Annotated in this window: 7 protein-coding genes; all 7 read right to left on the bottom strand. The window is 75.1% G+C overall.

The features are described 5' to 3' along the window. Positions 1 to 12: 12 nt before the first annotated feature. Positions 13 to 756, bottom strand: coding sequence for a 2OG-Fe dioxygenase family protein (locus tag OP18_RS52450; protein WP_052386695.1), 744 nt, complete (start codon positions 754 to 756; stop codon positions 13 to 15). 341 nt (positions 757 to 1,097) lie between these two features. Continuing rightward, complete coding sequence (locus OP18_RS14085; protein ID WP_063745508.1) at positions 1,098 to 6,488, bottom strand: type I polyketide synthase; 5,391 nt, start codon at positions 6,486 to 6,488, stop codon at positions 1,098 to 1,100. 1 nt (position 6,489) lies between these two features. Continuing rightward, entirely contained in the window at positions 6,490 to 6,708 is a 219-nt protein-coding gene (locus OP18_RS14080) for an MbtH family protein (RefSeq protein WP_033359313.1), read from the bottom strand. Between the two features lie 141 nt (positions 6,709 to 6,849). After that, entirely contained in the window at positions 6,850 to 11,403 is a 4,554-nt protein-coding gene (locus tag OP18_RS14075; RefSeq protein ID WP_081970740.1) for a non-ribosomal peptide synthetase, read from the bottom strand. Between the two features lie 61 nt (positions 11,404 to 11,464). Further along, positions 11,465 to 12,289: an SDR family oxidoreductase gene (locus OP18_RS14070; RefSeq protein ID WP_211273543.1), complete on the bottom strand. Its 825-nt coding sequence runs from the start codon at positions 12,287 to 12,289 to the stop codon at positions 11,465 to 11,467. Next, positions 12,286 to 13,452: a M20/M25/M40 family metallo-hydrolase gene (locus OP18_RS14065; RefSeq protein WP_211273542.1), complete on the bottom strand. Its 1,167-nt coding sequence runs from the start codon at positions 13,450 to 13,452 to the stop codon at positions 12,286 to 12,288. The genes OP18_RS14070 and OP18_RS14065 overlap by 4 nt, the downstream gene beginning before the upstream one ends. Further along, complete coding sequence (locus tag OP18_RS14060; RefSeq protein WP_081970739.1) at positions 13,449 to 14,318, bottom strand: [LysW]-aminoadipate kinase; 870 nt, start codon at positions 14,316 to 14,318, stop codon at positions 13,449 to 13,451. Before OP18_RS14060 ends, OP18_RS14065 begins: the two co-directional genes overlap by 4 nt. Positions 14,319 to 14,471 lie beyond the last annotated feature (153 nt).

Below are 14,471 nucleotides of genomic sequence, written 5' to 3'. Positions count from 1 at the left end.
GGAACCCTCCAATCACTGCAGCGAGCTGTGTGTGCGCCCCGCCACCTCGGTGAGGTCGGAGACCGTGTTGAAGTCGACGATCAGGGTGTCGCGCCAGCCGCACTCGCACTCCTGCTCGGTGCGGATCTCGCTGACGGCGTGCTCCATCGTCGTGTCGGACAGCACCAGCGCCTCCAGCGGCTCGGTCATCGTGACGCGGTGCTGCGCCCGCTCCTCACCGCGCCGGAAGACCTGGCTCTCGCCCCCGACGCAGTGGTGCCGGTCGATCAGGTGGATCGCCACGTACTCGTGGCCGTCGCGGTGCCGGCCCTCGGGCGCGGGCTCGGAGGCCTCGTCGGCGTCGGCGATCACGCGGATGAAGTGGATGCCGAGCTCCCAGTCGCGCTTGCCCGCGGCCTCGTTGACCAGCGCGACGGACTCGCGCAGGATCTCGGTGAACCGCGTGCTGGCGAGGGCCTCGTCGGTCAGCGGCTCGAAGACGCGCAGCTGGTCGCCGAACGCCCGGTTGATCTGCTTGCTCTGGAAGAATTCGGTGCCGACGAGCGGCTCGAGCGTGCCGTCGCGGTGCGCCAGCACCCTGCCGTACCGCCGGTTGCGGCGGCACCGCGCGGGGCCCAGGTAGGCGTCCGGGACCAGGTCGTCCCACGCCGACGCGAACCGTCGCCACTCGCGTCCTTCGGTCGGCAGCGGCAGGCGGCCGTGTGCCCAACCGTGCTGCGCGACGTCGTCGGCGCGGAGGTCTTCGGAGTTGTCCATCAGCGGCTTCCCCTCGATGGGTCAACGTGAACGAGTGCCTCGCGGGCCGGTGGCCGCATCACGCGCACTCGGGGCAGGAACCTGCAGGCTGTGCTCTACAGACCCCACAGTCATTACCAGCATCATAGCGTGGACCCTGCACCGTGTCCTGTCGACTGTTGCGCCAAATCTGTACTGCAGGGCGGCAAAACGACGCGTCTTAGCAGGTCAGAGCGGCATTGCCGGCCGGGCAGAGTATGTGCAGTGTGTGGAGGACACAACGGGCCCGGGACGGGTGGGTCGCACCGTCCCGGGCCCGGGTTGGACCGGGGCGGCGAGATCATCTCCGCCCCGGTCCGGTCTCATCCGGCGGCCACCGGGGTCTCCAGCCGGACCTGCGGCACGTGCCGGGTCAGGCTGGCGCCGCCGTTCGTCTCCGGCTCGCCGTCCACCGGCGCGTCACCGGCGTCCGCCGGCGCGGCGGCCTCCTCCTGCGCGCCGCCGACCTCGCCGGCGAGGAACGCGGCAAGCGCGCGGACCGTCGGGTTGCTCCACAGGATCGTCGGTGGCAGGTCCACCGCGAAGCAGCGGTGCAGCCGCACCCGCAGCGCCACGGTGAGCACCGAGTCGACGCCGAGCTCCAGCAGCGGCCGGTCGATCGCGATGTCCTCCGGCGCCAGGTTCAGCTCCGCCGCCACCTGCTGGTGCGTCTCGGCGAGGACCTTCTCCTGCAGCTCGCCGGCCGGCACGGCGGACCAGTCCACCGCACCGTCCGCGGCGCTCTGCGCGCCGGCGTCGGTGACCGACAGGTGCGAGAAGACCGGCAGCGTGTGGCCCGGCATCACCCGCATCACCGCGGCGTACGGCAGGCCGTACCGGTCCGCGTAGCTCCAGCTGCGCAGCGCCTCGGTGACGGTGATGCCGCCCAGGCCACGGGACTCGGCCTCCAGGATCGTCGCCTTGCCCGTGGTCTCGCCCATGCCGCGGCCGATCCACTGTGCCCACGCGAAGCTGGTCGCGCCGGCCTCGCCCTGGGCCCGCCGCAGCGCGGCGAGCGCGTCCAGGAACGAGTTCGCCGAGGCGTAGCTGACCTGGCCGGTGAGCCGGGCCAGCTGGCCGCACGAGGAGAACATCGTGAAGAAGTCCAGCGACCCGGCCGGGTACAGCCGGTGCAGGACCATCGCGCCGTCGGCCTTCGGCCCCATGGTGGTGTCGAGGTTCGCCGCGCCGGTCTTCTCCACCAGCGCGTCGGACACCACGCCGGCGCAGTGCACGATGCCACGCACCGGCGGCATGTCCAGCGCGCCCGGGTCGAGGGCCTTCGCCGTCGCCTCCGGGTCGGCGATGTCCAGCCGCAGCACCCGTACCGTGGCACCCGCCGCCTCGAGGGCGACGACCTCGGCGACCTGTGCCGCCACCGCCGGGTCGGTGACCTGGTCCCACTCCGAGCGCGGCGGCAGGCCCCGCCGGCCGACCAGCACCAGGCGCCGGGCACCCTGCTCGACCAGGTAGCGCGCGGCCTCCAGACCGAGCGCGCCGAGGCCGCCGGTGACCAGGTAGGTGCCGTCGGGGCGGCAGTCGACCGGCTCCCGCTCGGCGGGCCGCTCGACCCGCTGCAGCCGGGCCGCGAACAGCCCGTCCGGCGTCCAGGACAGCACGTCCTCGTTGGGCGGCAGGGCACCGATGACGCCGGCCACCTCGGCCAGCTCACCGTCGCCGCCGATGTCGATCGTGCCGCCCCACAGGTCGGGGCGTTCCCCGGCGACGATCCGGCCGGCACCCCACAGCGGGGCGTGCGCCAGCGCGGCCTCGGTCCGGCCCTCGCGGACCCCGCGGGTCAGCGCCCACACGGTGGGCCGGCGCTGCTCGTCGGGGATCTCCGCGATGCGCTGCACGGCGTCGACGAGCGCGAGCGCGCACCGCCGGGCCGCCTGCTCGGGTGCCTCGCCGTCCAGCAGCGCCGGCGGCGCGACGATCACCACGTCACCGGCGGCCAGCAGGCCGTCGCCGATCGCCGACGGGTCGGCCGTCGCCCGGGTCTCCACGCCCTGCGCGGCGAGCGCCTCGACCAGCCCGGCGGCGCCGTCGGGCTGGCCGACCAGCAGGGCCTGGCGCGGCGCGGGCGCGTCGTCGCGGATGGTGACCCGCTCCCAGGCCAGCTCGTGCACCAGGTCGCGGGGGCCGACCGCGCCCGAGCCGATGTCCTGCACCTTGACGTAGCGCAGCCCGCGCGCCTCGCACACGACCTCGCCGCGCTCGTCCGCCACGACCATGTTGATGGTGTCGGGTGTACGGGGGTCGCGCGTGGTGTGCACGTAGATGCGCGGCGGCGGCGCGCCGCGGTAGGACAGCGACTCCAGGTGCGAGCAGGTGCGCAGCACCGTGGAGTCCTCGGTCATCACCAGCACGCCGCTGGCGGTCAGCGCGGCGTCGACGACCGCCGTCCAGCTGGACGGGTGCCGCTTCGGCGTGTGGTCCACGGTGACGGTCGCGATCTGCTCGTCGTCACCGCGCAGCAGCTCCTCGACCTCCCAGGGGAAGGTGTAGCCGTCCACGCCCATCGCCCGGAAGATGTCGTCGACCTTCGTCCAGGTCCATGACACCGGGCAGCGGGCCCGGATGACGTCCACGTCCTCCATCGGGGTGGCCCCGACGACCGGCTCCGGCACCACGGTCGCGGTGGTGTGGGTCAGCCACTCGTCGTCGTGGACGCCGCCGCCGTTGTCATCGCGCTTGATCCGGCTGGCGAGGCGCACCTTGTCCTGCTCCATGACGACCTGCACCACGCGGGTCGGGTGCGCCGCCAGGGGGATGCGGAACACGATGTCGCGCAGCCCGAACCGCACGTCGCCCTCGCTGGCCGCGGCGGCCGCGCCGATGAACGAGTTGAGCACCACCGAGGCGGGCACCGTCTCGACCCCGACGACCTTGTGCGACTGGGCGTAGGGCCGGTTGGTCATGTCCAGCTCGGTCTGCCACACCCGCTGCACGGGTGCGCTGGCGACGGTGGTGTACCCGCCGATCAGCGTGTGCGTCTCCGGGTCGTGGCCACGGCCCGCGCTGTGCTCGTCCGGCGTGTCCGGGAAGATCCAGAACGGCCGGTGCTGCCAGCGCACCGCCGGCACGTCCACCAGCTCGCCCGGGTACGACCAGCTCACCGGCGTGCCCAGGCAGTGCAGCTTCGCCAGGTTGAACACGGCGGTGCGCTGCTCCGGCTCGTCGCGGCGCAAGGTGATGGCGACCTGGGCGTCGGCGATCCCGGCGTCCAGCGCGGTCTCGGTGATCGAGTGCGCCACCACGGGGTGCGAGGACACCTCGAGGAAGACCCGGTTGCCGTCGTCCAGGGCGGCGCGCACCGCCTGGTTGAAGCGCACCGGCTCGGCCAGGTTCGTCGCCCAGTACTCGCCCTCGCGGGGCGCGCCGGAGCGCGGGTCGGTCTGCGCGGTGCTGTACAGGGTCACCTGCGGGGCACGGGCGTGCAGCTGGCCCGCCGCCGCGCGGACCTCGTCGAGGACCGCCCCGCGGACGTGCGGGCTGTGGAACGCGACGTCGGTGTTGACCTTGCGGGCCCTGATGCCCTCGGTCTCCAGCTCGGCGACCACGGCCTCGACCGCGCCGACGTCGCCGGAGATCACCGTGGACAGCGGGCTGGCCGCGATCCCGGCCACGACGCCGTCCCGGCCGGCGAGCCGCCGCTCGACCTCGTCGAAGGCGAGCGGCACCATCGCCATCGCGCCGCGCCCGGCCACCTGCTCCAGGGCCCGGGCCCGCCGGCAGGCGAACCTGGCCGCGTCGGCCCGGTCCAGGCTGCCGGCCACCACCGAGGCGGCGATCTCGCCGACCGAGTGGCCGATCACGGCGCCGGGGCTCAGGCCCAGCTCCGACCACACCTCGGCGAGCGCGACCTGCATCGCGAAGGTCATCGCCTGGGTGCGGGTCACCGTCCACGGGCCGCCGGCGTCGATCGCCTCGCGCGGGGTCCAGCCCAGCTCCTCGGCGAAGACCGGGCCCAGCTCGTCGATGACGCGGGCGAACGCCGGCTCGGTGCGCAGCAGCTCCTGGCCCATGCCGGACCACTGGGCGCCGTGCCCGGAGAACACCCAGACCGGCCCGGGCGCACCGGTGTCGCCGAACGTGCGCGCGGCGCCCATCGCGACGGCCGCCGAGTGGTCCCCGCCGGCCAGCGCGTCGAGGCCGGCGAGCAGCTCGTCACGGTCGCCGGCGACGATCGCGGCGCGGTGCGCCAGGTGCGAGCGGCGCTCGGTCAGCGTGTGGGCCAGGGAGCCGAGGTCGGCGTCGGGGTGCTCGCGCACCCACTCGGCGACCGCGCCGGCGAGGTCGCGCACGCCCTGGCCGGCGGCGGCCGACACCGGGAACACCCACGGGCGCGCGGTGTCCGCCGCGCCGCCGTGCCGGCCGTCGGCCTCGTGCCGCACGACGGGCGGCTCCTGCAGGATGGCGTGGGCGATCGAGCCGCCGACGCCGTAGCTGGAGACGCCGGCCCGCTTGCCGTGCTCGCCGCCGGTCCACGGCGTGGGCTCGTCGACCAGCCGGATCTTGCTGGACTCCAGGCCCAGCTCCGGGTTGACCTCCTCGTGCGGGCTCGGCGGCAGCTCGCCGTGGCGCATGCCGAGCAGCACCTTGATGACGCCGGCGATGCCGGAGGCGGCCTCGACGTGGCCCACGTTCGGCTTGAGCGTGCCGATGAACAGCGGGTCGTCGCTGTCGCGGCCGGGGCCGAAGACACTGCCGATGGCCCGCGCCTCGGCGGTGTCGCCGAGCTGGGTGCCCGTGCCGTGCGCCTCGACGTACTGGACCGTGTTCGGGTCGATGCCGGCCCGCTGGTAGGTCTCCTCCAGCATCCGCTGCTGCGCCTCGCTGTTGGGCGCCATCATCCCGTCGGAGCGGCCGTCCTGGAACACGCCGCTGCCCATGACCAGGCCGTAGACCGGGTCGTCGTCGCGGACCGCGTCGGAGAGGCGCTTGAGGATGACGACGCCGCCGCCCTCACCGCGGCCGTAGCCGTCGGCGGCCTTGTCGAACGCCTTGCTGCGCCCGTCAGGCGAGGTCGCCGAGGCGGCGTCGAGGGCCACCACGAGCGCCGGCGAGGACATGATGTTGATGCCGCCGACGATCGCCACGCTGGTCTCGCCGCTGCGCAGGCTCTGGCACGCCACGTGCAGCGCGGTCAGGGAGCCGGCGCAGGCGGTGTCGACCGCCATGCTCGGACCGTGGGTGTCCAGGAAGTACGAGATGCGGTTGGCGATGCCGTAGAACGTGGTGCCGTTGACCGCCCAGGCGCTGGTGCGGTCCAGGTCCTCCAGGAGGCGGCGGCCGTAGTCGTTGGAGTTGGCCGCCACGTAGACCCCGGCGTCGGTGCCGGCGAGGGACGTCGGCGGCAGCCCGGCGTCGCAGAGCGCCTCCCAGGCCATCTCCAGCATGATGCGCTGCTGCGGGTCGATGTACTCGGCCTCGCGCGGCGTGATCTGGAAGAACTCCGCGTCGAAGCCCTCGATGTCGCGCATGAACGAGCCCTTGCGGGTCGTCTGGCGCAAGATCGCGCGGGTCTTCGGGTCGGCCTCGTACGGGTCCCAGCGCCGGGCGGGCATCTCGCCCACCGCGCTGCGGCCGGCGCGCAGGAACTCCCACAGCTGGCCGGGGGTGTCGAGGTCGGGGGCGAAGCGGCAGCTCATGCCGATCACCGCGAGCGGCTCTTCGGTCGTGTCGGTGGTCGTCGGCGGCGTGTACACCATCTCAGCCAACGTGCACACCCCCCTCGACGACGGCGGCCCGACGCAGGCTCAGCGGCCGCAGGTCCGTCCACACCTCGGCGATGTGCGCCAGGCAGGCGTCCTTCGGGCCGTCGAAGCCTTCTGCGGCCCAGCCGGCCGGGACGTCCTGCCCGGCGGGCCAGATCGAGTACTGGTCCTCGTGGTTGCGCACCACGAGGTACGTGCGCTCGTCCGTGCTCACTAGTCACTCCCATCGTTCGACGTGTGGTCTCGTCCTTGGCCGTGCTTGGGCTTGGGGCCTGGGCATCCTCCCGGTCCGTTCCCGTCGTGGACGTGTGGCTCCGGCCGGCCGGCGGTGGCACCGCCGGGCGTGGCCGGCAGGTCAGGACGCGTCGAGCGTCCGGATGTACCCGGCCAGGTGCGCCGGGGTGTGCAGGGCCCGCGTCCGCAGCAGCTCGCTCAGCTCGCCCGCGTCGTCGGGGACGGCGAAGCGGCGCAGGGTGCGGGGTGCCGGGGCGGCGTCGTGCGCCGCCAGTTGGGCCGCGACCTGGCCGGCGATCCCGGCCACCCAGACCCGGCCCGGGTCCAGGTCGCCGACCCGCGAGTACCACTCGCGGTCCGGGCAGGGGCGCAGTTCGTGTCCGGCGGCGCGGATCGCGTCCACCAGGTCCCGGGTGCTGCCGGTCGCCGCCGGGACGGCGTCGAGGTAACGGGTGCCCGGCCGGGTGTGGCCCTCGTCGGCGAGGGTCACCACGCGGGCGGCGGCGTCGGCCGGCAGCGCCTGGAAGAGCTCGTTGCCCTCCAGCCCGAAACTCTCCGGGTAGCGGCCGGTGTCGATCATCGCCCGGGACCAGCTCCACACCGCGTCCGCCGCGTTGATCTGGAAGCGCCGCTGGTCGCCGAAGACGCTCGGGATCCGCACCACGACGGCGGGCACGTCCAGCTCCTCGGCGTGCTCGAGGTACAGCTCGGCGACCGCCTTGGAGCGCACGTAGCCGTTCGCCGCGGACGGCAGCGCCCGCAGCGGGCCGGGTGCGACGGTGCCGCCATCCGGGTCGTGCACCGAGCTGGTGGACACCACGGTCAGCGCCGCCCGGCGGCCGGCCGCGGCCAGCTCCAGCAGGCCGGCCATGCTGTGCGTGTTGGCGTCGGCCAGCTGCTCGTACGGGTACACGTGGTTGACCCACGCCGCCACGTGCACGATGCGCCCAGCCGTCTCCGCCAGCCGGTCGAAGTCCTCCGTGGACAGACCGAGGCGGGGTGCGGCGATGTCGCCGTCGACGAGGTCCAAGCGGTCCGCGAGCTCCTCGCGCCACAGCCCGAGCCCGGTCATGCCGGCGATCAACCGGTCCCGGCGCCCGGCGCCGCCACGGACCAGGCACACCACCCGGGCGCCGCCGGCCAGCAGGTCCGCCAGGACGAACCGGCCGACGAAGCCGGTGGCGCCGGTGAGCAGCACGGTGCCGCGGTCGGCGGCTTCGCGCGGCCCGGGGCGCGGGATCCCGGCGGCGCGCCGCCGCACCTCGGCCCGTGCCGCGTCGATGTCGCCGGCCGGACGGGCGTCGTCCGGGACCGGGGTCGCGACCTCGTCCACGGCGTCGGCGAGCGGCTGCAGCTGCGGGTTGCGGAAGAGGGTCTCCATCGGCACGTCGACGCCGAGCGCCGTGCGGATCCGGGCGACCAGGTGCATCACCATCAGCGAGTGGCCGCCGAGCTCGAAGAAGTTGTCATCGCCGCCGACCGCGGGCACGCCGAGCAGGTCGGTCCAGATGGCGGCGAGGGCGACGGCGGTGTCGCCGCGGGGCGCCTCGCCGCGCGGCCCGGCCGGCGCGCCCCGGTCGGCGGCGGGGTCGGCGGCGCGGGCGGCAAGGGCCTTGCGGTCCAGTTTCCCGTTGCGGGTCAGCGGCAGCTCGTCGAGGACCGTGACCGAGGCGGGCACCATCCACTCGGGCAGGGTGCGCAGCAGCGCCCGGCGCAGCGCGCCGCCGGTGGGGCGGGCGTCCGCGGCCGGCACGACGTACCCGGCGAGGGTGGCGGCACCGACCCGGTCGCGCTCCAGCACCACCGCGGCCCGCGCGACGTCGTCGAGCGCGCCGAGCGCCGCCTGGACCTCGCCGAGCTCGATGCGGTGGCCCCGGACCTTGACCTGGTCGTCGCCGCGGCCGAGGTAGACCAGCTCGCCGTCGGCGCGGCGCACGGCGAGGTCGCCGCTGCGGTACATGCGCGCGCCGGGGCGGTCACCGAACGGGTCGGGCAGCATGCGGTCGGCGGTCAGCGCCGGGTTGGCCACGTAGCCGTGGGTGACGCCGTCGCCGCCGACGAAGATCTCGCCGGGGACGCCCGTGCCGACCGGGTGCAGCGCCCCGTCGAGCAGGTACAGCGACAGGTCCGGCAGCGGCGGGCCGATGAGCGACGCCGTCTCGGCCAGGTCCGCCTCGCGCACCGGCCGGACCGTGACGTGCACGGTGGTCTCGGTGATGCCGTACATGTTGATGAGCTCCGGCTGCCGGTCGCCGTGCGCGGCCACCCACGGGCGCAGCGCGCCGAGGTCGAGGGCCTCGCCGCCGAACACGACGTAGCGCAGCGCCGTCGGCCCGCCGCGCTCCAGCAGCGCGGCGCTCACCTGACCGAACGCGGACGGGGTCTGGCTGAGCACCGTGACACCCTCACGCCGCACCAGGTCGGCGAACACGTCCGGGGCGCGGGTCGCCCACTGCGGCACGACGATCAGCCGGCCGCCGTGCAGCAGGGCGCCCCAGATCTCCCAGACGGAGAAGTCGAAGGCGTAGGAGTGGAACAGCGTCCACACGTCGTCGGGCCCGAAGCGCATGTGCTCGTCGCAGGCGTCCAGCAGCCGCAGCACGTGGCGGTGCGCGACCAGCACGCCCTTGGGCCGGCCGGTGGAGCCGGACGTGTAGATGACGTACGCGGGCGCGTCCGGGGAGACCTCGGCGGTGACCGGCTCGGGCGCGGCACCGGACCAGGCCGGGTCCTGCCAGTCCAGCACCACGACGTGCGGGCCGCCGTCGGCGCCCAGCGCGGGGGCGTGCGCGGTCTCCGGCCCGGCGAGGACGGTGCGCACCCCGCACTCGGCGAACTGGTCGGCGGTGCGGTCGGCCGGGTTGTCCGGGTCGATCGGCAGGTAGGCGGCGCCGGCCCGCAGCACGCCCAGGACGGCGGCGGGCAGGTCCACGCCGCGTTCCAGGACGAGGCCGACGATGCTGCCCGGCCCCTCGCCGCGCTCGCGCAGGGCGGCGGCGATCCGGCCGGACCGCTCGGCGAGCGCCGCGTAGGTGAGCGGGGGCTGCCCGCCCTCGCCGGACACGGCGACCGCGTCCGGGTGCTCGGCGGCCCGGGCCGCGAACGCGGCGTGCAGCGTGCCCGCGCCGGTGAGGGCCGCGGCGGACAGGCCGCGGGCGGGGACGACGGCCCGCTCGTCGTCGCCGGTCATCGGCAGGTCGGCGACCGGGACGTCCGGGGTGGCCAGGCCGGCCCGCAGCAGCGTCTCCAGCCAGCCCGCCCAGCGCGCGACGGTCGCCGCGTCCAGCAGCTCGTCGTCGAACGGCAGGTAGCCGACGACCTCGTCGCCCTCGCACCACAGCTCGGCCATCAGGTCGTAGTGGGTGGCGCCGCCGTCGAGCTCGGCGAAGTCGACCTCGAGGCCCGGCATGCGGGGCGGGGTGGGCGCGCCGTCGCGCAGCGAGAACGACGTCTGGAAGATCGGTGTCACGCCCGGGCGGCGCGACGGGGCCAGCTCCCGGACCAGCATGTCGAAGGGGATGTGCTGGTGGGCCAGCGCGTCGGCGAGGGCGGCGCCGGTGCGGCGCACCAGGGTGTGCAGGTCGGGCCGGTCACCGACCCGCACGTGGATCGGCAGCCAGTTGAGGAAGTAGCCGATCATCCGCTGCGTCTCCGCCTGCGGGCGGCCGGCCACCGGTACGCCCACGACGAGCGAATCGGTGCGCACCAGCCGGGAGAGCAGGGCGACGTAGCCGGCGAGGAACGCGCCGAGCAGCGTGGTGTCGTGCTTGCCGGCCAGCTCGCGCAGCCCGGCGACCAGGTCGGCGCCGAAGCGCACGTGGTGGAACTGGCCCTGGCTGCCGCGGATCGCCGGCCGGGGCCGGTCGGTGGGCAGGTCCAGCGCGTCCGGCGCGCCGTCCAGCCGCTCCCGCCAGTGCTCCAGGGTGCGCCGCATCGACACACCGTCCACGGTGGCCCGCTGCCATTCGGCGAAGTCCGGGTAGTGCACCTCCAGCGGCGCCAGCTCGACCGGGACGCCGCACTCGCGGGCGTACAGCCGGCCGAGGTCGTCCAGCAGGATCCCCAGCGACCAGTTGTCGGACACGATGTGGTGCTGGACCAGCGCCAGCAGGTGCTCCCGCTCCCCGGTGCGGTACAGGGTGCACCGCACCAGCGGGCCCTCGGCGAGGTCGAAGTCCTCGACGACCAGGTTCGAGGCGAGCCGCCGCGCGGCGCCGGCCGGGTCGGCCTCGGCGCGGCAGTCGACCCGCCGCAGCGGGGTCGTCAGGCGGTCCAGCACGAGCTGGAACGGCTTGCCGTCGCGCTGGCGGAAGACCGTGCGCAGCGACTCGTGCCGGTCCGTGAGCCGCTGCAGCGCCCGCTCCAGCGCGTCGGCGTCCAGGTCGCCGCCGACCCGCAGCGCGACCGGGACGTGGAAGATCTCGCGCCGGGTCAGCAGCTCGTACATGAACCACAGCCGCTCCTGCTCGAAGGAGCAGGGCGCCTCCGGCGCGTCGCCGGCACGGCGGGTGATCCCGAGGTCGGTGCCCTTGCGGGCCAGCATCCGCTCGACCAGCCGGCGCTGCTGCGGGCTCAGCGCGGCCAGCCGCGACCGCAGCGCGGCGAGGTCCTGCGGGGCGGCGGCGCCGCCCACCGGCGTGTCGGGCCGGGTCTGCAGCTCGGTCGGCTGGTCCATGACAGGGGGCTCCTTGTCCGTCGTGGGTTGACCGTCGGAAGGGGGTGCTGCGGTGGCTGGCTCAGCGGGCCGTGAAGCCGCCGTCGACCACCAGCTCGGTGCCGGTGACGCCGCCGGAGTTGGGGCTGGCCAGCCACAGGCAGGCGGCCGACACCTCGGCGGCGGTGACCAGCCGGCCGATCGCGTGCAGCGCGGCGGACGTGTCCTCGTAGTCCTCCAGCCCGGAGCCGAGGGACTCCGCGACCGCGCGGGTGCTGCGGGTGCCCAGCTCGGCGTCGTCGGCCACGGTGCTCGGGCAGACCGCGTTCGCGCGGACGCCGTGCCGGCCGTACTCCAGCGCGATCGACTTGGTCAGCCCGACCACGCCGTGCTTGGACGCGACGTAGTTGGAGTACAGCTCGAAGGCGACCCGGCCGCCGGTGGACGCGGTGTTCACGATCCGCCCGCCGCCCTGCGCCACCATGTGCGGCAGCACCGCCCGGCAGCACCGCCAGGTGCCGCTGAGGTTGACGTCCAGCGCGAGCTGCCACTGCTCCTCGGTCAGCTCGTGCGCCCGCCGCCCGCCGGGGCCGAGCACGCCGGCGTTGTTGAGCAGCACGTCGATCTGGCCGAACTCGTCGAGGCCCTGGTCGACGACCTTGTCCACGCCGGCCTGGTCGCGCACGTCGGCGACGCCGGTGAGCACCCGGCTGCCGAAGCGCCGGCAGGCGTCGGCGGTCTGCTCCAGGTCGCGCCGGCCCGACATCGGGTACGGCCCGGCCTCGGGGTCGCAGTGGTCGACGAGGATGAGGTCGGCGCCCTCGCGGGCGAAGGTCAGCGCGTGGGAGCGGCCCAGCGCACGGGCCGCGCCAGTGATCATGGCGACGTTCCCGTCGAGCAGCATCATGCCTCCAGGGGATTCGGACGGTTGGACGGCAGGGCTCCGGCGAGCACCGGTTCGGGTTGGCGGGACGGCGTCGCGGCCAGCTGCCGGCCGAGCCGGGGCAGGGCGACGGCGAGGACGTCGATCGCGCGGTACAGCTCGCTGATCGGGATGTGTTCGTCGGTGGTGTGGTCCAGGTGGGCGTCGCCGGGGCCGTAGGCGGCCATCGGCAGGCCCCACGGGTCGAGGGTGTTCATGTCGGAGGTGCCGGCCTTGCGTTTGAACGTCGGGCGGGCGCCCTGGGCGGCGATCGCCGCGCGCAGCTGGCTCACCACCGGGTCGGCCCGGGTGCGGGTCACCCCGGGCACCCGCTCGTCGACCCAGATCCGGCTGTGCGTGCGGCTGCGGGCGAAGCGCTCCAGCGCCGCGAAGTCGAAGCCCGGCGGGACCCGGCAGGTCAGGAACGCCTCGGCGGAGGCGAGGTCGCCGCACAGCCGGATGAGCGTGCCGGCGGCGACGCCGAACGCGACCGGGTCCTGCTCCGGCGACAGGCCGCGCAGGTAGTCCTGCACGTCCCGGGCGAAGGCGGCGGCGCGCTCCACGGCCGTGGGCTCCGGGCTGCTGGTGTGCAGCGGCGGCTGGTGCATCTCGTACCCCAGGCCGATGCGGCCCTTGTAGCCCAGGCAGACCCCGTCCCAGCCGCTCGGCTCGCCGATGACGACGGCGTCCGGACGCGGCACGGTCGCCATCACGTGCCGGGCGCCGCGCGAGCCGGCCACCTCCTCGCCGACCGCGCCGACGACATGCACCCGCACCTCGCGGCTGCGCGCGGCGGCGCAGATCATCGTGACGAAGGCGCCCTTGGCGTCCACCGAGCCGCGGCCGTAGAGCAGGTCACCGACCTGGCAGACCGGGACCTGCCCGGGGACCGTGTCGATGTGGCCGAGCAGCATCACGGTCGGCCCGCCGTCGGGGCCGATGACGCCGTGCACGTTGCCGACCTCGTCGACGTGCGCGTCGAAGCCCAGCGTGTCCAGCTGCTCGGCCAGGAACCCGGCGAGGGGCAGCTCCTGACCGGAGACCGACGGGATGCTCAGCGCGGCGCGCAGCAGCCACGCCGGGTAGTCCTCCCGCAGCCCGCCCGGGCGCGCCCGGCGGCCCGTCCAGCCCATGGTCCTGTCCGTCATGCCTGGCCCCCGTCCCGGACGAAGGTGCCGGCGCCGCCGAGGGCCCGGCGGATCGGCCGGTCCTGCTTCGCCGCGGCGATGGCCACGTGCGCCACCGTCCGGCTGGCCCGCAGGCCGGCGCGGACCTTGTGCCGCATCCGGCCGCGGACGAGGTCGCCGTCCAGGTGCTCGGGGCCGACCTCCGGGAGCCGGGTCGACGGGTCGGTGGGGTCGGTGAGGACCCCGACCACGTCAGTGAGCAGCACCAGCGCGTCGGCCTCCAGGGCCACGGCGAGCCGCGCCGCGGTCTCGTCGGCGTCGACGTTGAGCAGGTGGCCCTCGGCGTCGCTGGCCGGCGGCGACACCACGGGGACGTCGCCACGCGCCAGCACCGCCTGGACCGGGGTCGGGTCGACCCGCTCGATCTGCCCGGACCGGTCGTCGCGGATCAGCACGGTGCGCCCGTCCTGCACCGACCGGATCGCCGGCTTGCGCTTCGCCGTCAGCATCTCGCCGTCGGCGCCGCTGAGGCCCACCGCGCGGGCGCCGCGCGCCCGCAGGCCGCTGACCAGCTCCGGCTTCACCTGCCCGAGCAGCGCCATCGTGATCACTTCGAGCATCGGCTGGTCGGTGCGCCGGCTGTGGGTGCCGTCCGGCGACCGGATCACCTCCCGCCGCACGCCGAGCTGGTCGGCCAGCTCGTCGGCGGCGGCGCCGCCACCGTGCACCAGCACGGTCGGCCGGCCGGCGGCGGCCCGCTCGGCCACCTCGTCCAGCACCGCCTCCGGATCGGCTCCGCCGCCGATCTTGACCACGATCACCCCGCCGGGGGTGGAGCGGCCGGTCCGCGCGCCGTCCAGAAGGTCCCGGCTGTCGTCCTGTGCCATGTCCCCGCTCACCTCCCGTCTTCGTCGCGTGTCGCTGTGCCGTCGGGTTCCGCCGTCCACGGCCGCACCGCGGCCGGCCGCGTCCGATGCCGCGGTCGATGCCGTGCTCAGGGCCGTGCTGCGGGCCGTGGTGCGGGCCGTGCTGCGGGCCCG

It is taken from the genome of Dactylosporangium aurantiacum, from assembly GCF_000716715.1.
Classification (GTDB): domain Bacteria; phylum Actinomycetota; class Actinomycetes; order Mycobacteriales; family Micromonosporaceae; genus Dactylosporangium; species Dactylosporangium aurantiacum.
The sequence above is the reverse complement of the archived record's forward strand: the minus strand, read 5'-3'. Positions and strand labels throughout refer to the sequence as shown.

Excerpts from the sequence above, each read along its gene's own strand:
- OP18_RS52450 (WP_052386695.1), bottom strand. The coding sequence starts at position 756 with ATGGACAACTCCGAAGACCTCCGCGCCGACGACGTCGCGCAGCACGGT.
- OP18_RS14085 (WP_063745508.1), bottom strand. The coding sequence starts at position 6,488 with ATGGTGTACACGCCGCCGACGACCACCGACACGACCGAAGAGCCGCTC.
- OP18_RS14075 (WP_081970740.1), bottom strand. The coding sequence starts at position 11,403 with ATGGACCAGCCGACCGAGCTGCAGACCCGGCCCGACACGCCGGTGGGC.
- OP18_RS14070 (WP_211273543.1), bottom strand. The coding sequence starts at position 12,289 with ATGATGCTGCTCGACGGGAACGTCGCCATGATCACTGGCGCGGCCCGT.
- OP18_RS14065 (WP_211273542.1), bottom strand. The coding sequence starts at position 13,452 with ATGACGGACAGGACCATGGGCTGGACGGGCCGCCGGGCGCGCCCGGGC.
- OP18_RS14060 (WP_081970739.1), bottom strand. The coding sequence starts at position 14,318 with ATGGCACAGGACGACAGCCGGGACCTTCTGGACGGCGCGCGGACCGGC.